Annotated in this window: 18 protein-coding genes; 4 read left to right on the top strand and 14 right to left on the bottom strand. The window is 60.5% G+C overall.

Features of this window, described 5'->3' with window-relative positions; genetic code table 11:
• Nucleotides 1-170: 170 nt before the first annotated feature.
• The 12 genes from ASE94_RS03220 to ASE94_RS03165 all read right to left on the bottom strand — a co-directional run bounded on the left by ASE94_RS03220 (nt 171) and on the right by ASE94_RS03165 (nt 13600).
• Nucleotides 171-1007 (bottom strand): NAD(P)-dependent oxidoreductase, encoded by an 837-nt coding sequence (locus ASE94_RS03220; RefSeq protein WP_200913578.1) that lies wholly within the window; start codon nt 1005-1007, stop codon nt 171-173.
• Entirely contained in the window at nt 1004-1978 is a 975-nt protein-coding gene (locus ASE94_RS03215; protein WP_062629179.1) for a mannonate dehydratase, read from the bottom strand. Before ASE94_RS03215 ends, ASE94_RS03220 begins: the two co-directional genes overlap by 4 nt.
• Before the next feature lie 35 nt (nt 1979-2013).
• Nucleotides 2014-2850 carry an ABC transporter ATP-binding protein gene (locus tag ASE94_RS03210; protein WP_062629178.1) on the bottom strand — a complete coding sequence of 279 codons (837 nt, stop codon included), beginning with the start codon at nt 2848-2850 and terminating at the stop codon, nt 2014-2016.
• On the bottom strand, nt 2843-3880 hold the full coding sequence (locus ASE94_RS03205) for an ABC transporter ATP-binding protein (protein ID WP_082460843.1): 1038 nt from the start codon (nt 3878-3880) through the stop codon (nt 2843-2845). The genes ASE94_RS03210 and ASE94_RS03205 overlap by 8 nt, the downstream gene beginning before the upstream one ends.
• 4 nt (nt 3881-3884) lie before the next feature.
• Complete coding sequence (locus ASE94_RS03200; protein WP_062629177.1) at nt 3885-4802, bottom strand: ABC transporter permease; 918 nt, start codon at nt 4800-4802, stop codon at nt 3885-3887.
• Nucleotides 4803-4811: 9 nt separating this feature from the next.
• Entirely contained in the window at nt 4812-5810 is a 999-nt protein-coding gene (locus tag ASE94_RS03195) for an ABC transporter permease (protein WP_062629176.1), read from the bottom strand.
• 69 nt (nt 5811-5879) lie between these two features.
• Complete coding sequence (locus ASE94_RS03190) at nt 5880-7664, bottom strand: ABC transporter substrate-binding protein (protein WP_062629175.1); 1785 nt, start codon at nt 7662-7664, stop codon at nt 5880-5882.
• A 336-nt stretch (nt 7665-8000) separates the two neighbouring features.
• The gene (locus ASE94_RS03185; protein ID WP_062629174.1) at nt 8001-8981 is read right to left on the bottom strand and encodes a hypothetical protein; all 981 of its coding nucleotides are present in this window, start codon (nt 8979-8981) and stop codon (nt 8001-8003) included.
• Nucleotides 8982-8991: 10 nt separating this feature from the next.
• Nucleotides 8992-10149 (bottom strand): mandelate racemase/muconate lactonizing enzyme family protein, encoded by a 1158-nt coding sequence (locus tag ASE94_RS03180; protein WP_062629173.1) that lies wholly within the window; start codon nt 10147-10149, stop codon nt 8992-8994.
• A gap of 7 nt (nt 10150-10156) precedes the next feature.
• The gene (gene manD / locus ASE94_RS03175; RefSeq protein ID WP_062629172.1) at nt 10157-11368 is read right to left on the bottom strand and encodes a D-mannonate dehydratase ManD; all 1212 of its coding nucleotides are present in this window, start codon (nt 11366-11368) and stop codon (nt 10157-10159) included.
• Nucleotides 11369-11374: 6 nt separating this feature from the next.
• Nucleotides 11375-12487, bottom strand: coding sequence for a lactonase family protein (locus tag ASE94_RS03170; protein WP_062629171.1), 1113 nt, complete (start codon nt 12485-12487; stop codon nt 11375-11377).
• A gap of 63 nt (nt 12488-12550) precedes the next feature.
• A complete protein-coding gene (locus ASE94_RS03165) occupies nt 12551-13600 on the bottom strand; it encodes a mannonate dehydratase (protein ID WP_062629170.1) in 1050 nt (349 codons plus the stop codon).
• 330 nt (nt 13601-13930) lie between these two features.
• On the opposite strand from ASE94_RS03165, the gene ASE94_RS03160 reads away from it, so the two are divergent.
• Genes ASE94_RS03160 through ASE94_RS03145 form a run of 4 tightly spaced genes read left to right on the top strand, consistent with a single transcriptional unit; the run spans nt 13931 to nt 18635 of the window.
• Nucleotides 13931-15910, top strand: a complete 1980-nt coding sequence (locus tag ASE94_RS03160) for a N,N-dimethylformamidase beta subunit family domain-containing protein (RefSeq protein WP_062629169.1) — start codon at nt 13931-13933, stop codon at nt 15908-15910.
• A gap of 56 nt (nt 15911-15966) precedes the next feature.
• Nucleotides 15967-16929, top strand: coding sequence for an ABC transporter substrate-binding protein (locus ASE94_RS03155; RefSeq protein WP_062629168.1), 963 nt, complete (start codon nt 15967-15969; stop codon nt 16927-16929).
• 54 nt (nt 16930-16983) lie between these two features.
• On the top strand, nt 16984-17841 hold the full coding sequence (locus ASE94_RS03150) for an ABC transporter permease (RefSeq protein ID WP_082460841.1): 858 nt from the start codon (nt 16984-16986) through the stop codon (nt 17839-17841).
• A complete protein-coding gene (locus tag ASE94_RS03145) occupies nt 17838-18635 on the top strand; it encodes an ABC transporter ATP-binding protein (RefSeq protein WP_200913576.1) in 798 nt (265 codons plus the stop codon). Before ASE94_RS03150 ends, ASE94_RS03145 begins: the two co-directional genes overlap by 4 nt.
• Before the next feature lie 63 nt (nt 18636-18698).
• Here ASE94_RS03145 and ASE94_RS03140 read toward each other — a convergent pair whose 3' ends face one another.
• Nucleotides 18699-19046, bottom strand: coding sequence for an Atu4866 domain-containing protein (locus ASE94_RS03140; RefSeq protein WP_082460839.1), 348 nt, complete (start codon nt 19044-19046; stop codon nt 18699-18701).
• Nucleotides 19043-19543 (bottom strand): nuclear transport factor 2 family protein, encoded by a 501-nt coding sequence (locus tag ASE94_RS03135; protein ID WP_162236035.1) that lies wholly within the window; start codon nt 19541-19543, stop codon nt 19043-19045. The genes ASE94_RS03140 and ASE94_RS03135 overlap by 4 nt, the downstream gene beginning before the upstream one ends.
• Between the last annotated feature and the right edge of the window lie 32 nt (nt 19544-19575).

The following is a 19575-nucleotide window of genomic DNA, read 5'->3' as shown; positions in this document are numbered from 1 at the left end:
CCCCACACGAGCCGCAACCGGCTTCTTATGTCATGGGAACGTTACCGCCACGCGACCGCTCTTGTCAATCGTCAGTAAAAAAACGCTGAATCTTCAGTTTCGAGTCAACAAACCTAAGGCACTCGGCGAAGCCAAAATCGATCGCCTTGCAGACAGAGCGAGCAGCAGTTTCAGGGCTTTTCAACATGGCCATGATGCCACCCCAAGACACGTTCGGCCTTCTGCGAATTGAAAAAACTCTGGCGGCCATCCCATACGCCCTTGATCGCGACGTCAGGCATGAATTCTTCCGCGAGCGATCGGCTCGGCACGTCAGAAATCGTATCAGGCGCGACGATGTAGAAAACCTCGTGGCCTTCAAACTTGGCTTCCAGCGCAAGAAGACACGCGTCGGCAGCGGCGTCGCGGCGCGTATAGGCCCAGAGGTGCCGGGCCTTTTCCGGGAACGGGTCATAGTAGCCCTTGGCCACGGAGCGATCTTCGCAGACGAAATGAAAGCGCAGGCTGGCAATGGTCATGCCGGGATAGCGGCGCACGAAGGCGTCGGCCTGCTGCTCGCAGATCCATTTCGAGAGGCTATAGGGGTCCTCGCTGTAATTGGGATGATCTTCGTCGATCGGGAAATAATCGTAGTGCGGGGCCTTGCTGAAAGCATGACCGATGGCATTGACGCTGGATGCCTGGCAGACGCGCAGGATGTCGTTGTCTGCAGCCGCCTGCAGCACATTGTAGCTGCCGACGACATTGTTGTTGTGGACGATATGATCGGGATGCCGCCCAGGCGAAGGAATGGCGGCCATGTGGATCACGGCATCGCAGCCCGCAAAGGCTTGAAGCAGCGTTTCATAGTCGCCCATGTCGGCGAGGACGAACCGGCGCTGTGCATTCGCCGCAACGTCCGGATGCTCGACCCGGTCTATTCCGACGACGCTATGGCCGCGCTCTTCGGCAAGGGCGACGATGGCACGGCCTATGCCCCCGCTGGCACCGGTGATGGCGATCTTCATGATGGCTGGCTTTCTGCATAGACAGCCTCGTGGAGGCCGCGGATGTAACCGATGGCGTAAAGGCGTCCGAAGGCGGAATAGCCGGCATTGTCATTGCTATCGCCTTCGACCGTCGGCACGTGATCAGGGCGCAAGACGCCGTCGAAGCCGATGTCGCGATAGGCCTTCATGCAGGCGAGCATGTCGGTCTTGCCAGCATCATGCCAGGTTTCTTCGAATTGCGTCGGCACGCCCCTGACATCGCGGAAATGAACGAAGGAAATGGTCTTGCCAAACTTGCGGATCACCGCCGGCAAGTCGTCGGTCATGAGGGTAAAATTGCCCTGACACAGCGTGATTGTGTTCATCCGGCTTGGCGCCAGATCCAGGAGCCGCTGGTAGTTGTCGACCGCGCGCATGATGCGACTGACGCCACGAATGGGCGTGATCGGCGGATCGTCGGGATGCATGGAGAGTTTGACGCCTGCCCGCTCCGCGACGGGCAGCACGCGCTTGAGAAAATACTCAAGGTTGGTCCAGAGCTCTTCTTCGCCGATCGGCGGGTTGCTGGTGAGATTATCCGGGACATCGGCGGCATTGAAACTGGTCACCACGGACCCGCCCCGCGAGGGCGTCGCCATATTGGTGCGCACCCAATTGAAATCGGTCATCCACTCGTAGCACCAGACGGGAATGCCGAGCTTGCCCATGCTTTCGAGTAGGGTGCAGACGACATCGATCTCCTCGTCGCGCCCATCCAGCCCGCGCTTGGCCTTGTTGAGCGGCGGACGCGCTTCGATGACGCGAAGCTCGAAGCCTGCATCCTCATAGGTTTGTTTCATGCGCGTGAGCGGCGCGAGGTCGCCCAGGCGTTCGCCGGGTTTGAGGCTGTCGAACGGCAAGCCGCCCACGGCAAGATTAACCCCCGCCTGCAGCGCAAGCTTCCAGACCGGCGAGGGCGTAGGGCTGATGAATTCAGCAATTTCAAGCATCGGGCAAAACTTCGGATGAGGTGATGAAACGCGGGCTAGACCGTCTCGCGCGGCTTGAGCGGCTCGCCCCACTTTTTGTTGAGATCAGGCCAGGGGATGGAGTCGACGAGGAGGCGCGTGTAGCTGTGCTGCGGGTTGCGGATGACGCTCTCGACATCGCCCTTTTCCACCACATCGCCCTTGTAGAGCACGACGATATCGTCGGCGACGTGATAGGCCGTGGTCAGGTCATGAGTGATGTAGATGATCGATACGCCGTGATCGCGATGGAGGTTGCGGAGCGATTCCAGGATATTGGCGCGGAGCGAAGCATCCACCATCGAGACGGGTTCGTCCGCGATCAAGAGGCGCGGTTTCAGCAACAGCGCCCGGGCGACATTGATGCGCTGGCGCTGGCCGCCCGAGAGTTGATGCGGGAAGCGGCCAAGCACGTCTTCCGGACGCAGCCCTACCGCCGTTAGTGCCTCTTCCATCCGCCTCACGCCGTCGGCCTTGGACTTGGCGAGCTTGAACTGGCGGATCGGCACGGTGAGCAGGTGGTCAACGGTGTAGAAGGGATTGAACACAGCAAACGGATCCTGAAATACCGCCTGCACCTCGCGACGATAGGCCATCCGCTCCTTACCGACGAGCCCGGCAATGTTCTTGCCCCGGTAAAGGATTTCACCTGTCGTCGCGGTGATGAAACCGAGCAGCAGCATGGCGAGCGTCGTCTTGCCTGAGCCGGATTCCCCGGCCACCGTCAGAATGGTGGGGTCATCCTCCTTGAGCGTTAGCGAAAATTCCTTGAGCGCGACCGTCGCTTTCGAGCTGAGCAGCCCGCGCTGGTAGACTTTTGAGACCTTGCGGATTTCGAGCAGGTTTTCACTCATGGCGATGAGCGTCCTCGTTATAGAGATGGCAGGCGACCATGCGGCCACCGGGCAAGGTGACCGGTTCCGGCCGGACCGAACGCTGCAGTTCTTCGTGTCCGTGCGGGCAGCGCGGATGGAAAGCACAGCCGCTCGGCAGGCGCAGCAGCGAGGGCGCAAGCCCCGGAATGCCGCGGAACACGCCCTTGGTATCGAGATTGGGAAGCGAGGAAATCAGCGCCTGCGAGTAGGGATGTTTGGGATCGGTGAACATCTCCCGGACGCTCGACATTTCGACGAGCCGCCCAGCATACATGACGGCGACCTGATCCACCGCCTGCGCCATCAGCCCCATATCGTGGCCAATGAGGATGACGGCGGCATTGATATCCGCCTGCACGCGGTTGATGGTTTCCATCACCTGCCGCTGCGTCACAACATCGAGCGCGCTTGTCGGCTCGTCGGCGATGATGACGCTGGGGCGGAGGAGTATGCCGATGGCGATGCAGACACGCTGCTTCATGCCGCCCGACAATTCATGGGCATACATGCGGAAGACGCCGGGATCGAGATCGACTGACCGCAAAGCGGCAGTGCAGCGATCCTCAATGGCCGAACCGCGCTCGCCGCGGACGTGGGAGCGGACCGCGTCGATCATCTGCGCCCCGATCCGCATGACGGGATTAAGCGAATTCATCGCGCCCTGCGGAATATAGGCGATCTTGTCGAGCCGGGCAGCGCGCATGCCTTCGTCGGTGAGGCTCATGAGGTCAGTGTCACCGACAATGACCTGCCCGCCCTCGATCCGGCCAGGCGGCTTGATCATGCGCATCATGGCGAGAGCCAAGGTGCTTTTGCCCGATCCTGACTCGCCCACCATGCCGAGTTTTTGTCCGGCCTTGAGGCTGAAACTAACGGCGTCGAGTGCCTTGGCGCGGCCGAGATCGGTATAATAGGTGACTTCGAGATTATTGACGCGCAGCACGGGTTGGCTGGCGGATGGTGCGGCCGGTTTAGCGCTCGCTGCGGAATTCATGACCAGAGAAACCATGGGACTATTCCGTTCTTCTGACGCGCGGATTGGCGAGCTCGTCGAGGCCCATATTCACCAGCGCCAGGGCGCCGAGGATCAGGATCATGGCGAAGGCCGGTTCGAGCGGCCACCACCACCAGCCATTGAAGAACGCGCCCTGGCTCTGGGCGGCCCAGATGATGTTGCCAAGGAGCGGTTCGCGCAGGGGGCCGAGGCCCAGGACGGCGAGATAGAAAGACGCAAACACGGCGCCGAACACCTGCCCGACAAAGGCCGCCGCGATGAACGGCAGGAGATTGGGCAGGATTTCCTTGAAGATGATGCCCATGTCAGAGACGCCGGAGAGCTTGGCGACGGCGACGAACTGGCGCTCCTTCATGGTAAGCACCTGGGCGCGGATGACGAGGGTCGGCCCCATCCAGGCCAGCATCGCGACGATCATGGCCATCGTGACGATGGTGACGTCGCGCTTATCGAGCGAACCGGCGACGACGACCTGGATCAGGAGGACTGGGATGGGCGTCAGGATCTGACAGATGGTGCGGATGACGCCATCCACCCAACCGCCAAAATAGGCGGCGAGAAAGCCCAGAACCACCCCAAGCGCGGTGCCGATGCCGCCGGCCAGAAGGCCGATAAACGCGGTCTGCCACATGCCGACGACCATGGCCGCAAGCAGATCGCGGCCGAAAAAATCGGTGCCGAAGGGATATTTGAGGCTCGGCGACTGCTTGAGCGCCGCCGAGAGCGGATAGGCCTTCTTAGGGTCAATGACGAGAAGACCGATGATAGTGAAGAGCGCGAGCGCGAGAAGGATGCCGAGGCCGATTGCCAGGCCCTTGTTGCGGCGGAAATAGCGCAGGGTGAGCGTCAGGCGCGAGGGCTGAACGATGGCAACGTTCGGTGCTGCGGGATTGGTGGAGGCGGAGGTCAAGGTCATTACTCGCTCCTAATTCGCCCGGATCCGTGGATCGAGCAGCGGATAGACGAACTCGAGTAGCGTCATCAAAAGAGCGATGGCGATGGTGATGAAAAGAACGATGCCGTAGATGACCGGGAAATCATTGGCGCGAATGGCAAGATTGAGCGCCGTGCCGATGCCCGGCAGGCCGAAAAGCCCTTCGACGACAACGGCCGAGGTCACGACCGTGCCAAGCGCCAAGGCAAGGCCGGTCACCTGCGGCAGCAGCGCATTGCGCAAGTAATAGTCGCGAAAAATGCGGCGGCCGGTTAGGCCCTTGTGTTCGGCGAAATTGACATAGTCCTCGCCCTGGATGGTGATCCCCATGCCGCGCATGGACAGAACCCAACCGCCCACCGATCCCAGGATCAGCGAAAGCGCCGGCAGGATCTGGTGCTCCATGAGATCGATGAAGAAGGACCACGACCAGGTGGGCACGATGCCGACCGAATAAGCACCGCCGAGCGGCAGCCATTTGAGGCGAAAGCCGATGAAAAACAGCAGCAAGATACCCATGATGACGGGCGGCACGCCTGTGAGCAGGATGAACGGCGTTGCCGTGGAGCGCAGCCAGCCCGGTGCTTTCGGCCAAGCCGCAACAGCGCCAAGGATGGTGCCGAGCACGAAGCTGATAACAGTCGTGACGAGCAGGAGGCCAATGGTCCAGGGCAAGGACTGCGCAATGACATCGGTGACGGTCATCGGATAGCGGCTCAGCGAATAGCCGAAATCCATCCGCAGGATGTTGCCCAGATACTGCCAGTATTGCTCGAGCAGAGGCCTATCGAGGCCGAACTGCTGCTGCATCGAGGCAATGAGCTTTTCGACATCGGCGGGCGAAAAGCCGCCTGTGCGGGCTAGTTCGCCGAAGCGTTCGCGAATGGCGTTGCGCGGCGAAAGGCGCGGAATGAAGAAAACGATTGTGGACGCAGCCCACACGACCAGGACGAAAAACAAGAGCCGCCTGGCGACGATCCGTATATTCACTGGACTATTCCCGATGCACTGGATGGGTGGGACGCGCACCGGAGCGCGCATCCCGTAGGGATCGGAAGATCAGTTGCCCGAGGCCTTGAGGCCGGCGATCACCAGCATGCCTGTGTGAGCCCAGAAGGCGCCGTTCGTGCCCATGCCCACATTGGTAGCGCTCGGCCAGTTGGTCCAATAGTGGTTGTTATAGGGAATGCGATGGAGCCACTGGATCACCGGCACGTCGATGACATCGCGCCAGTAGATACCAAGCGCCTTGGCAGCACCCGAGATGAACTTGGGATCGTCGGAACCGAGCGGAGCAATCTCATCGAGAATGGCGTCGAATTCCGGGTTCTTGTAGCGCGAGAACCGGTTGTTGCCGGCTGAAGAGCCAATCGCTTCCGAATAGCGGCCATGGAAGAGATTGAGCGCTTCGAACGGGTCGAAGAGGCTGGCGCCGTGGCCGAAGAGATAGAGCCCGGCCTTGCCATCGACCATGTTCTGATAGGCATCGGTGCCGAAATTGACATTGGAGTCAAAGCCAGCCTGGCGCAGCATTTCGGCCAGCACCGGAGCGATATCGCCATGGATGCTTTCGAACGCCTGGATGGTAGCGTCGAGCGTCTTGCCGTCCTTTTCCCAGAGCCCGTCACCATTCTTGGTGAAGCCGGCCTCTTCCATCAGCTTGGCACTCTCGTCAACGTCATAGGCGCCGGGATTGTACTTTTCCTGCTCGGCCTTGACCTCAGGACTATCAGCAAAGGTCTGGAGATTTGGATAGAGCGGGAAGGGATAGACGGTGGCGATCTCAGCGCCTTCGTAGAGCACTTCGTTGATCAGGTCGCGATTGACGGCAAGGCTGATGGCCTTGCGGACGCGCACGTCGCTATAGGGCTCGAGCTGGTCGTTCATCCAGAGCGAGTTCGGCCACCAATCGAGATAACCGTAAGGCGACTCCGTGCCCGTCCAGGACTGAATATCCGGATTTTGCTGGAGGATATTGCCGATGATCTGGGCGCGCATGTCGACCGAGGAGTCAAACTCGTTGTTCACGAGACGCTGCGCGACCGTATCGATCGGCTGGTTGAGAATATTGACGACAATGACGCGCTTGACCGCCGGTTTCTCGACGCGGCCGGCCTCGACAGCCCACCAATCGTCCCGCAGATCGAGTATCTTCTGGTTCGCGTTCCAGGCAACGATGTCATAGGGGCCTGAATGCGGCATTTCGGCTAGGCCCGGGGCCTTGGTCGGGTCTTCCTGCTTTTCGAGCCAGTGCTTTGGCACGATCGGAATACCGGTATCGAATTTTTCGGTCAGCACTTCGAACTTGAAGCGCGGCGCAGGCTGCGTGAACGTCACTTCGACCGTGTGCTCATCCTTCGCCGAAATGGTGTCGACGAGATCGGCGAACTGGGCATGGTAGGGCAGCGTTTCATACTGCTTCTGCCCTTCGAACGTATAGACCACGTCCTCAGCCGTGACCGGCTCGCCGTCGGACCATTTGGCCATCGGGTTGAGCTTGATCTCAAGCGCGGTGAAATCGTCCTTGGTATATTCCATGCTGTCGGCCAGCCACGGAATGAACTCGTTCTTGTAAATGCCGAAATACATTAGCGGCTCGAACAGGAGGTTATTGCCTTCCTGATGGGTATAGCCGGGCAGAACCCATGGATTCGTCGTGCCGATCGACGAAGAGGCGGAAACGCCCCAGGCGAGGTTCAGCGTCTCGTTGCGCGCCACCTCCGGCAGCGACTGCGGCACGATCTCGGTTGGCGGCGGCGCACCGGTCTGGCCCAGCGCCGCCACCGGCAGCGTGATCAGCCCTAGGGCCAGCACCGCTGCGGTAACTGTTTGGAACTTGAACATTAGTCAGCTCTCTCCCTTGATGCGCGGACGAGCCGACAGCCTTGCCTTGTGACAAAGCCCCTCGCGGCCGATCCGCCTCCTCTCACCGGCAAAGCCGGTATCGCTTTGGTGAAGCCCGATCCGCGATCTCCTCAAACCGCAGTAATCAGACCTGTAATCACCAGGCGGCCGGCTCGATCTTTTGCCGAATACAACCACCTTCGAAATCAATAGTGCGCCAACACTAAGTGGTTTGCAACACTATATATTTCATCGTATTTTAGAACGCGACAATATTTATTCCGCCACTGTTATCAAAGTGACAGTTGGTTCGCGCATTGATTATTGTATTATTCTTCAGTCCTTTATAGAGAATGCCGATACCCTATGCGTTACATGCAAAGGGATGCCAGCATTGAGCGCGACGGCCGTAGGCACACCGCGGCGATTGATGGGATTGGGTTGGGTGGAAACGGCGGTGTTGAGGTCGAAAGCCGACGCAATCGGTTCGACGCCGATACCGCGATATTGACCATGCCATGGCGCGCCTTCGATGCCGCGATCCGTGTACCAGATCTGCAGCGAAGGCAGGATAGCGCGATTCCAATCGAGCTCTATGCCCATGGCTTCATCGAGAAAGACCGCACGCAAGGGGCCCGTCATGCCACAGAGTTGGACACTGAAGTTTTCTGTCGCGAGCGGCAGATGCGACAGGTCCACGGGACCAATCGGCGTAGGGACGCTGTCGAGGCGCGAAAACTCCTGCACCTCGCCGTCGCGAACCTGACGCGGATGAACGAGACCAAACGCAAAATCAGCCTGAAGCTGCAAGCGGCCGGGCGTTTCGGGCAAGCGCAGGATGGGGTGAAGCCCGACCGAAATCGATCCAGAGCGGCGCGGATAGATCGTCAGTTCTGACTCAAGAACCGGACTGCCCTCGCGCCCCGAAACGGTGCGCTCCAAGCGCTGCACGATGTGATCGTCGGGATAGTCGAGCCCAAGCGTGACGCTGCTTTCGGTCTGCGCCACCAGCGTCCATTCCGCATCGCCTGCCGGACCATGAATGGGCAGAAGCGGCGGTTCGATCATCAAACTGGCCCAGTCACGCGGGCCGATGGGCTGCGCGGGCCCTGCCCCGAACGGCACGCAGGCGAAATCCCCGCCGAGCTCGCGCAGATGGCCGATGATAGTCGGGTCGTCCACCGTTCCCATCCAGGGCGCGCGGGCAAAGGGGCGAAAGGCACCGGCGGGCAAATCGAACCGGCAGTCGGCAAGCACCGCCGCGGTGCCGAGCACCACCGCTTCGCCATGACTCCAGGTCAGCCGGTATTCGGTCACCGTGCGGTCCTCACCAATTGGTCACCGAGCCATCGCGCCGACGTAAGTGCGGCGCTTCCCAGAAGCGGAAGCTGTCATGGGTCAGCTTGTCTTCATCGATCTCGACGCCAAGGCCCGGCGTCTCAGGAACTTTGTAAGTGACGCCTTCCAGCATGGGCTGCTGGGTAAAAAGCCCATAGCCCGGATCGGCGCCGTAGAGATCTCCGGCGGCAACGCGCGTTTCGAGCCAGGAAAAATTGGCCACGGCAGCGGAGAAATGGATGGTCGCCGCAGTACAGATCGGCCCCAGCGGATTGTGGGGCATCATGTCGACGTAATGCGCCTCACTCCAACCGGCGACTTTCATGGCTTCGGTAAAGCCACCGACATTGCAGAGATCGAGACGATTGAACTGGTGAATATCCCGCTCGATATAGGGCAGGAATTGCCATTTGCTGGCGAATTCCTCGCCGATTGCGAAGGGCACATCGGTCATACGGCGCAGCGCCTCATAGGCTTCCGGCGTCTCGTCGCGGATCGGTTCTTCGAGGAAATCGAGCGTGCCCGACGGCATCTTCTGGCAAAAGCTTGCCGCCTCTGCGACGCTGAGACGGTGGTGATAATCGATGCCGATGACGACCTCGTCGCCCAGTTCTTCGCGCGCCTTAATCAACCACTTCGCGGTCTTGCCGATGGATTCGCGTGGTTCAAAAATGCCCTGCCCGTCATCCCAAGCGCCGGGGAAGAAGCGAACGACATTCCAGCCATGGGCGATCAGCGCTTTGGCACGCTCGATGGTTTCGGGGCCATCGAGGCTCCCGGTTGATGGGAAGGTCGGGATGACATCGCGGTGCTTGCCGCCAAGGAGCTCATAGACCGGCACGCCGAGCGCTTTGCCCTTGATGTCGTGTAGCGCAATGTCGATGGCCGATTGCGCCGCGAGGAGGACGCGGCCGCCTTCAAAATACTGGCTGCGATAAAGCTCCTGCCAGATCGCGCCGATCCGCATGGGGTCGCGGCCGATGAGGAACTCGCGAAAATGCTCTATGGCGCCGACGACCGCCTTTTCGCGCCCGGAAAGGCCACTTTCGCCCCAACCATAGATGCCTTCATCAGTCTCGATCTTGACGATGAGCTGGTTGCGATGCCCGACCCAGGCGGGAAACGGCTTGATTGCTGTGATCTTCATGGCCGGACTACCAACTGGTCAGTGTGCCGTCTTCGAGACGGGCAACGGGGAGATAAGCGGGTTCGTAAGGGTGTCGGGCGGCGACGGCCTCGTCGATATCGACGCCGTGCCCGGGCGCTTCGCCCGGCTGCAGATAGCCACGCTCATAGGTCCAGGCGCGCGGGAACATATCGAGCGTGGCGTCGGTGTAACCGGAGAATTCCTGGATACCGAAATTGGGGATCGCGGTATCGACATGGATATTGCATCCCATGGCGACGGGCGACACATCCATCGGCCCGTGGCAGGCCGAGCGGATGTGATAGATGGCAGCAAAATCGAAGATTTTCTTGATGCCCGTGACGCCGCCGGCATGGACCGAGGTGACGCGAATATAGTCGATCAACTGCTCGGCGATCAGCGTCGTTGTATCGTAAATGGAATTGAACACCTCACCCACAGCAATGGGTTGGGTCGTGTGTTGGCGGAAAAGCCGGAAACCTTCCTGGAGCTCCGCGGGAATGGCGTCTTCGAGCCAGAAGAGGCGATAGGGCTCCAGATCCTTACCCAGCCGCGCCGCCTCGATTGGCGTCAGTCGGTGGTGCACGTCATGAAGGAGATGCACATCCCAGCCCACGGCATCGCGCAGCTTGGAAAAGAGCTTTGGCACCAGCGGCAGATATTTGTGGGTTGCCCAGACTTCTTCGTTCGGCAGCGGATGGATCATGCCGCCAGCGGCCTGATCGGTCGAAGGACCGGTGCCATAGATCGGTGGCAGGCCAGGTATGGCGACCTGAGCACGGATAGCGTCGAGCCCCTGCTCCTTGAGCGCAAGGACGCCCTCGACCACCTCATTGATCTCCATGCCGCTCGCATGCTTATAGACCATCACCTTATCGCGCGAGCGACCGCCAAGCAGTTGATAGAGCGGCATATTTGCCGCCTTGGCCTTGATGTCCCAAAGGGCCATGTCGATGCCGGAAATAGCGGCCATGGTGATGGGGCCGCGGCGCCAATAAGCGCCCTTGTAAAGATATTGCCAGATGTCCTCGCTCCGCATCGGATCGCGGCCGATGAGACAGGGCACGACATGGTCTTCGAGATAGGCGACCACAGCCTTTTCGCGGCCATTCACGGTCGCGTCGCCGATACCATAGAGGCCCTGATCGGTCATGATCTTGACCGTGACGAAGTTGCGGCCGGGAGACGCGACGATGATTTTTATCTCGGTGATCTTCATGACTGCTCAGCGCAAATGCGGATGGAAAGCGACGACGGTGGGGGAGCCAACGGCAATGGCCGGCTCGATGGGATCGAGATCGCCGGTTTCCGGGCGATAGCGAAAAAGGGTCAGGCAATCGCTTTCCTGGTTGGCGACAACCAGGATCGTAGCTGTGGGATCGAAGGCGAAATCGCGCGGAATGCGCCCGCCGCTTGGCGTGGTGCCGAGGCAGGTGGCGACGCCGGTCTGCGGATCGGTGCTGAAACGCGCGACGCTATCGTGGCCGCGATTGCCGATATAGACGTGCCGGCCGTCGCGCGAGATGGAGATGGCTGAGGCCGATGCGCCGTCATGGCCGCCCGGTGGCAAAGTCGACGTCGACGCGATGGCTTCAAGTGTGCCGGCCTCGGCATCGAAGGCCATGGTGACGAGGGCACAGTCGAGCTCGGTGACGCAATAAACTACTGGTAGAGTTGGATGAAAGCAGAAATGCCGCGGCCCAGCTCCGGGCGGCAATACCGCTTCGTCGTGGTCTTCGATGGTGCCTGAACTGGCGTCGAACCGGTAGATTTTTAAGCGATCGAGGCCGAGATCGGAGACGATGACGAAGCGATTGTTGGGTGTCCACTGGATGCAGTGGGCATGCGGGCGATCCTGCCGCGATGCATTTGGCCCCCTGCCCTGATGGGCCACTTCCGCCGTCAGTGCGCCGAGCCGGCCGTCCTCATCGCAAGCATAGATGGCGAAAGATCTGTTGGGTTCTTCGCTGATCGGCACGCCGCCATAATTGGCGACGCCGACATAGCGGCCGGTGCGGTCGAAGGCGGCGTGGCAGGTGTAGTCGCCGCGGGTCGGTTGTTTGTTGAGATAGCGCAAGGCGGCAGTTAAGTCTTTGATTTCATAGGTAGTAACCAGACCTTCATTCCAACCATCGACCTCGCTGACGGCGGCAAGGGCATGGCCCCCGGGCGCGATGGCGATGAATGTCGGGTTGTCGATGCCCTCGGTGATCCCAAGCGGCTCGACGCCGCCGGTATCGAGATCGAGCTCAAAAGCAGCGATGCCTTTGCCAGCGGCTTTGGCGACATAGCCGATGCCGCGATTGACGCCGCCGATGTAAAAAAGCGCTTTTGGCATAAAGGCTTGGTCCTGACTAAGATGATCGAGCCATCCGGACCAGTGGCCCGAATGACGGGGCCGCTAAAGCAGGCCGGAATATTGGGCCATGCGCACAAGGCCTTGCATATAGCCAATGGCATGGGCGCGACCGCGATGGTTCCAGTCGCTGTCGCCGTCCATCTTGGGGACGTGATCGTCGAGGAGGAATCCATCGAAGCCATGGCGTGCGAGGAGGGCGATGACCTCGGCTGGATCGTAGTTTCCGTCGCCGATAAAGCACTCGGTGAAGTTGGGAACCGAGCCCTGCACATCGCGGAAATGGATGTAAGCAATTGCACCGCGGGGGGCAAAGAACGTTACCAATCCGGTAACGTTGATTGCGCCGCCGGGCATTTCCGAGCAACAACCAAGGCAAAGGTCGAGTGCCCATGCCGGAGACTGGCCCGCCATCTCATAGGCCTTGTAAAATCCCTCCGGCCGATAGAAGAGACGCGCAACCCCACCGAGCATCGGCACCGGCGGATCGTCGGGATGGAGCGCGAGGCGCAGACCCTCTTCTTCGGCGACCGGCAGGACGGCTTCGATGAAGTAGCGATAGTTCTCCCACATCGCGTCTTCGGTGATGACGGGACCGTCCTTGCCAAAGAGCGGCATGGAACTGGCGCGGCCGAGCGTCGTGGGCATGAAGCTGCGGAGCTGGTCGAGATTGTCGGCATTGGCTTCGACGATGGCCATATCGAACTGCCGCGCGAGGGCACCGCCGCGCGTCTTGGCCGAGCGATCCGTCGACCAGACAGAATTGGGCATGAAGTGATAGCCGAGAACAGGCACGCCGGCGCGGGCAACGGCGCGGATGGTCGCCTGGTAGTTTTCGATCTGCTCGTCGCGGCCCTCAAGGCCGAGCATGGCCTTGTGATAAAAGTGGGTCGGGACGTTTTCGATGGCTTCGAATTTAAGCCCAGCGGCTTCGACCGGTTCCACCAGGGCGCGAACGTCCTTTTCTTCCCAGCGCTGGTCGCCGGGCAGGTTCGGATTGTTCATCTGAATGCCGCTGGCGCCGATTTGCGCGGCAAAGCGCAAGCGCTCTTCGGTCAGATCGTGGAACTGTCCCACCGCGATCCTGATCGCCATGGTCGTCTCCTCCCCCGTCGGTCAGTCGCGGATCGCGCTGCCGATCATCTGCCCCTAGGTTGGAGCGAAAGACGAACCTTGCCAAGCATTATCGCATCAAATTCAGAAAATAATGTACAATCGTGATCCGCACGTGCACGATCAGTTGGCGCTAATGTGGAAGCTGCACTGGGACGCGAGGAAAAACCGGAAGCCTGAGCGCTGGTTGTCGCCTTCAAATCTGATCGATGACGCATTGCGGACCCTGACTTGTCTGGCAGTTTGCCGCGCTTTGGCTTAGGTCCTGAGCGGTGCCTTTGTTTGCATCAGTCGAAATCACAGGCACCCACAATGCTGCGCACGATCGATCACTCGTCGTTGGCCGTTTCAGGCTATGTCGAGCCTTGGACCGGCCCGGCCGGAACCCGAATGGTAGCTTCGTCCTGCGCCGGAGCTGTCGAGGCCGTCCGCATCCGCGCGCTTGATCGCGATGGGATGCCGAAGGTCGACTGGCCAATCCGATCCTTGGCAGAATGCCGTCGACAGAGCTTTTCCCAAGGCGCGTGGCTCTCGATAGACCATGCGCGATCGATCACGGCGCTGTCCTTTGAAATGCTGCTCACGCGCAATGAAGGCTACCGCGTTCTTCTCGATGCGGGAGCGTTTCAGCTCGCGATCGTCGACGGCGCCAATTTGGTCTTGCGCGACGACATGGGCGAGACGCCTATCGATCGCCTACCCACGCGCCAATGGCTCAAAGTCGCAATCGGCCATGGCGCGCTCACTGTCGAAACGCTCGACCAGGACAAGCCCTTCGCCCTGTCAAAAGTGCTCCCGGGCGGAACGCTCGACCAGGTCATCCTCTGCTCGGATAAAGGAGAAGCGCTGCCGACGCTCAATTGCCGGCTGGCCAACATCAGCCTCATCGCGAACGGTCAAAGCGCCAGCTGGGTTTTTCCGACAATCTTTACCGACGCACCACTCCTGTCCAACGGCATGGCGCTGCGGCTCCATAACAATCCGACTTTCTGCGTGCGCTCCTCGCGCTGGGACGGGTCGAGCCTCGATCCGCGCCTGACACCATCCCATTACGACGCCATCCATTGTCACGACACCGACTTGGCGGGCCTTGATTGGCCGGCCAATTTCGCCATCGACATCCCTGCCGACGCGCGATCCGGCGTTTATGCGATTGAGATCGAAACCGGCGAGACCTGCGAGCGCATCCCGTTCTTTGTCTCGGCCGCCGAACCCGCCTCGCGGCTTTTGTTCATTGCCCCGACGGCAACCTATCTCGCCTATGCCGATGAATATCTGCCGCCCCATCTCTACGAATGGATCGGCACCGATCGCGGCCACGAATTCGCGCGCGCCAACAATCTACGCTCGCTCTACGATTACCATTCCGATGCGAGCGGCGTATCCCTCGCCTCGACGCGCCGGCCCAAGGCGACGCTGCGCGACGACTATCGCTATCCGCTCTGCGGGGCGCCGCACCTGCTGCCGGTCGATCTGCATTTCCTGGCCTTCGCTGCTCGCAACGGCATCGCCATAGATCTCGTGACCGATCATGACCTGCACCAGAAGGGCCTCGCGCTTCTCAGCCCCTATCGCAGCGTTCTCACCGGCAGCCATCCGGAATACCTTTCAGTCTCCATGGAAGACGCCTATCGCCGCTATGTCGCCACGGGCGGGCATCTTTGCTATCTCGGCGGCAATGGCTTTGCCGCGGCGGTCGCCTTCAAGGATGACCTGATGGAATTGCGGCGCGGGCCGACCCAAGCTGGTCGCACCTGGGATGGCCCCTTAGCCGAAATGCCCCTGGCGCTGACCAACGAGCCGGGCGGCTATCTGCGCGATCGCGGCCGGGGCGAATTCGCCCTGACCGGCGTCGGCATTGCCCTGATGGGCTTTAGCAAGTCCCTGCCCTTCACCCGCATGGCATCCAGTTACAAGCCAGCCTTTGCCTGGCTCTTCGACGGAGTTGCAGGCGACACCTTTGGCGATACCGGCATGGTTCTCGGCGGTGCTGCGGGCTATGAGGTCGATTGTACCAACTCGGCGCTCGGCACGCCTGAAAACATTGTCGTTCTCGCGACTGCTCGGGGCTTTCCCGACGACTATGTCGATGATCCCGGCCGCTGGTATGAGGGCGGCGCGCCTGAACGCGACGCCAAGCGTCTTGCGGAAATGACCTTCCTGACCCACGCTTCGGGCGGCTCGGTTTTTTCGGCGAGCTCGGTGGCTTTCCTCGGCGCCCTGCCGGGACCGGATGAACAAAACGATGTTGGCAGGATGACACTGAATCTGCTCAGGCACTTTTCAAGCTGAGCTAATCCGTACATGTATGCTGCCAATGCGCCCGCGCCCTTTAAGGAACATGCCCCATGAAGCTTGCGTCACTTGCCCTCGCTAGTCTTTCTCTTGCTGCCCTTGCCGTCCCCGCTTCTGCGGAAACGGTCAAGATCGGCCTCCAGCCCTGGCTTGGCTATGGTCCACTCTGGATCGCCGACCAGAAGGGGTTCTTCAAGGAGAACGGCGTAGATGTGCAATTGATCAACTTCACCTGGGACCAGGACGTTGCCGCGGCCCTCGCCAGCGGCAATATCCAGGTGATCTCTGCTGCGACGAACACCGTCATCCTCAATATGAACAATGGCGTCGATCTCAAGGCCTTCATGATCATGGATGGCTCGACGACGGCAGACGCGGTTCTCGCCGGCAAGGATGTTGCCACGATCACCGACCTCAAGGGCAAGAGCGTCGCCTATGAAAAGGGCTCGACCAGCGACCTTCTGATCAACTACGCGCTCAACTCCAACGGCCTCACCCTCGCCGATGTCGAGGCCGTGCCGATCGCTGCGGCCGATGCAGGACTTGCTTTGATCGCGGGCCGGGTTGATGTGGCCGTGACCTACGAGCCCTATATTTCCGCAGCCCTCGCGCAGGGCCCCGAATTCAAGGTTCTCTACACCGCCGGCGAAAAGCCTGGCCTGATCAGCGACGTTCTGGCTGCCGAGACGAGCTTCATCGCCGGCAACCAGCAAGATCTCGTCGGCATCATCAAGGCCTGGGACGAGGCGGTGACCTTCCTGCGCGACAATCCGGAAGAAGGCGGCAAGATCATCGCCGATGCCGTCGGTAGCCCGATCGAAGAATTCAACACCGCTTTTGCCGGTGTTCACCTCTACGATCGCGCCGAGAACGACGCTGCCCTCAAGGGCGAATTCCAGGCAACGGTCGAAGAGATCGGCTCCATCATGCAGCAAGCCAATCCCGACGAGGTCAAGACCCTGCCGACGGGCGAAACCTTTTTCGACCTGACCGCTCTCTCGGCCGCCGCACAATAATTGTTGGCCGGCGTCCCCGAGACGCCGGCATCTTTTCAAAACTTCGAGTAGCGCATGCCCAAGACCTCGAGCATCGCGGCAAATGCCGCGGCTGGTCGCATCGACCGCCGACAATCCCGCCGCAAGAAAGGTCTGTTGCGGCTGCGCCAGCCCATTCCGGACCGCATCTTCACGAGTGCTGGCCTTGTCGTGCCCGTGGTCCTCGTGCTGCTGTGGTTGACGGTCACTGCGCTCGGCCTCGTCAAGCCGCTGTTTCTTCCCAGCCCACTCGCCATCCTTGAAGAAGCCTGGCGGCAGATCACGACCGGCATCCTGTTCGAAGACGCCGCCGTCAGCAGCTATCGCACCATCGTCGGCTGGCTCAGCGCCGCTATCCTGGCTATTCCTGTCGGTATTCTGATGGGCAATTTCCGCCTCTTCGAGGGCGCGCTCGAGCCCTTGATCTCGACAGTGCGCTATATGCCCATCGTGGCCTTGATACCGCTCACCATTCTCTGGGCCGGTATCGGCGACGAACAGAAAATCCTGATCCTCTTTCTCGGGACCTTCTTCCAGATGACGCTGATGGTGATGGACAACGTCAAGACCATTGACGTCAATCTCATCCGGGCCGGGCAGACGCTTGGCTTTTCAAATGCCGAGATCCTGTGGCGCATCATCCTGCCCGCGGCTCTGCCTGCCATCTGGGACACCTGCCGCATCACCATCGGCTGGACCTGGACCTATCTCGTCGTCGCCGAACTGGTGGCCGCGCAAAATGGCCTCGGCCGCCGCATCATGGATGCGCAGCGCTACCTTGCGACCGACACCATCATTTTCGGCACGCTGTTCATCGGTCTTTTGGGTCTTCTGACCGACTATGCCTTCAAGCGCACCGGCCGATCGCTCTTTCGCTGGACGGCCGATCGATGACCATGGCACCCAAAATCCACGCCGAAGCCGTGGGCAAGATTTTCGGCGAAGGCGCGAACGAGTTCCTCGCCATCGACCGGATCGACCTGACCGTTGCGCCCAACGAATTCGTCTCGATCGTCGGCACGTCCGGCTGCGGCAAGTCCACCTTCCTCAATATGGTCGGAGGCCTCACCGAGCCGACCTTTGGCGACATCTTCATCGATGGCACGCCCGTCACGGGACCGGGGCGTGACCGCGGCTTCGTCTTTCAGGGCTATAGCCTCTTTGAGTGGATGACCGTCGAGGGCAACATCCTCTTTGCGCTCGAAAAGAGCCGACTGAGCAAGCCGGAAAAGACCGAACTGGTGCGCCAGTTCATTCACGAGGTTGGGCTCAGGGGCTTCGAAAAGTCCTACCCGCGTCAACTCTCGGGCGGCATGCGCCAGCGCGTCGCGATTGCGCGGGCGCTGGTCTATAAGCCCTCGCTGCTCCTCATGGACGAGCCGTTTGGCGCCCTCGACGCCCAGACCCGCGGCATGATGCAGGAACTGCTGCTCAAGGTTTGGGAAGACCACAAGGTCACGGTTCTCTTTGTGACCCATGACGTCGAAGAGGCCATTTTCCTCGCCGACAGGGTCATCGTCCTTGCCTCGCGGCCTGGTCGCATCAAGCGCGAACTCACGGTCGATCTCCCCCGGCCCCGCCAATTCGACATCGTGACCAGCCCCGAATTCTCGCAACTAAAGCGCGGCGTCCTCGCCGACATCCGGGAGGAAACACTCAAGGTCATGTCACTGGGGGACGACGCTTAGGACTGTCGCGCTGATGGAAAAGAGAGGCGATCCACCTGCCTAGGGGACCGCCGCTTTGCGTTATCACTCGGCGCGGAAAAAGATCATGCCACCGTGGTGCAGTTCGGTATCGGTGACGAACTCGCCGTCAGCTTCAAAGCCGGTATCGTCCCAGTAGTAGATCATCTTGCCCGTGACCTCATAGCGGCCTTGATAGGCACTCTGCCGGGTGCCACGCGCTTCATCATAGCGGCCATTGGGCAAAAGCTCCTGGCGCACATGTCCGTCGCCCGTCACCCACATGCCGATATAGGGGTGCTTTTCCATCGTTCCGTTCTCCTCGGAGTTTGAAGGGTCAAATTGAGCCGCCTGAGCTATCGCCGCTGAACCGGCGAAAGCGAGCGTGATGAGGAGCAATCTTGCGATCCTCATGTTTGGCCACCCGGCAGATCAACACGCTTAGCCGGCTCGAACCGTTTCAAAAGATTTTCGACCTCCTCAACGGGCACACCGCGGCCCGATGTGTGTTCGCGCACGATTTTCCAGGTGCCGCCGCTTCGTCGGAAGACATGGGAGGTTCGGCAGATCACGCCGCTCGCCGTTCCATCTGCCTGCTCGAGCCTTGCGCAGAATTCGAATGTACTTGCCGCCACATCGCCGCTGACCAGCACATCCGGTTCGGCGATAACAGCGTGAACCGCGCTGTGCATCCGGTTGAACGAGGTCTCGAATGCCTCGGCCCATTCGCGCGGGCTGCGCGCCAGCCGCAATTGGGGATCGAAGCTGTCATAGAGCGCGGTGTCGGCGCTTTCCCAATCGTAGAATAGGCCGGCTTTTTTCTCGAAAACGAATGGTTCGCCCGGCGCCTTTTCCCAGCCTTCAAGGATCCAGCGCCGCTGCAGCTGGGCCACGTCCATTTCGCTGGTCATGAGCATGCCTTTCCTGGGCTCAAGAGGTCGTC

It is taken from the genome of Devosia sp. Leaf64 (genome assembly GCF_001421945.1).
In the GTDB taxonomy this organism is placed as follows: Bacteria; Pseudomonadota; Alphaproteobacteria; order Rhizobiales; family Devosiaceae; genus Devosia.
Note: the sequence above shows the minus strand (reverse complement) of the source record. Positions and strands in the feature narration are given on the sequence as shown.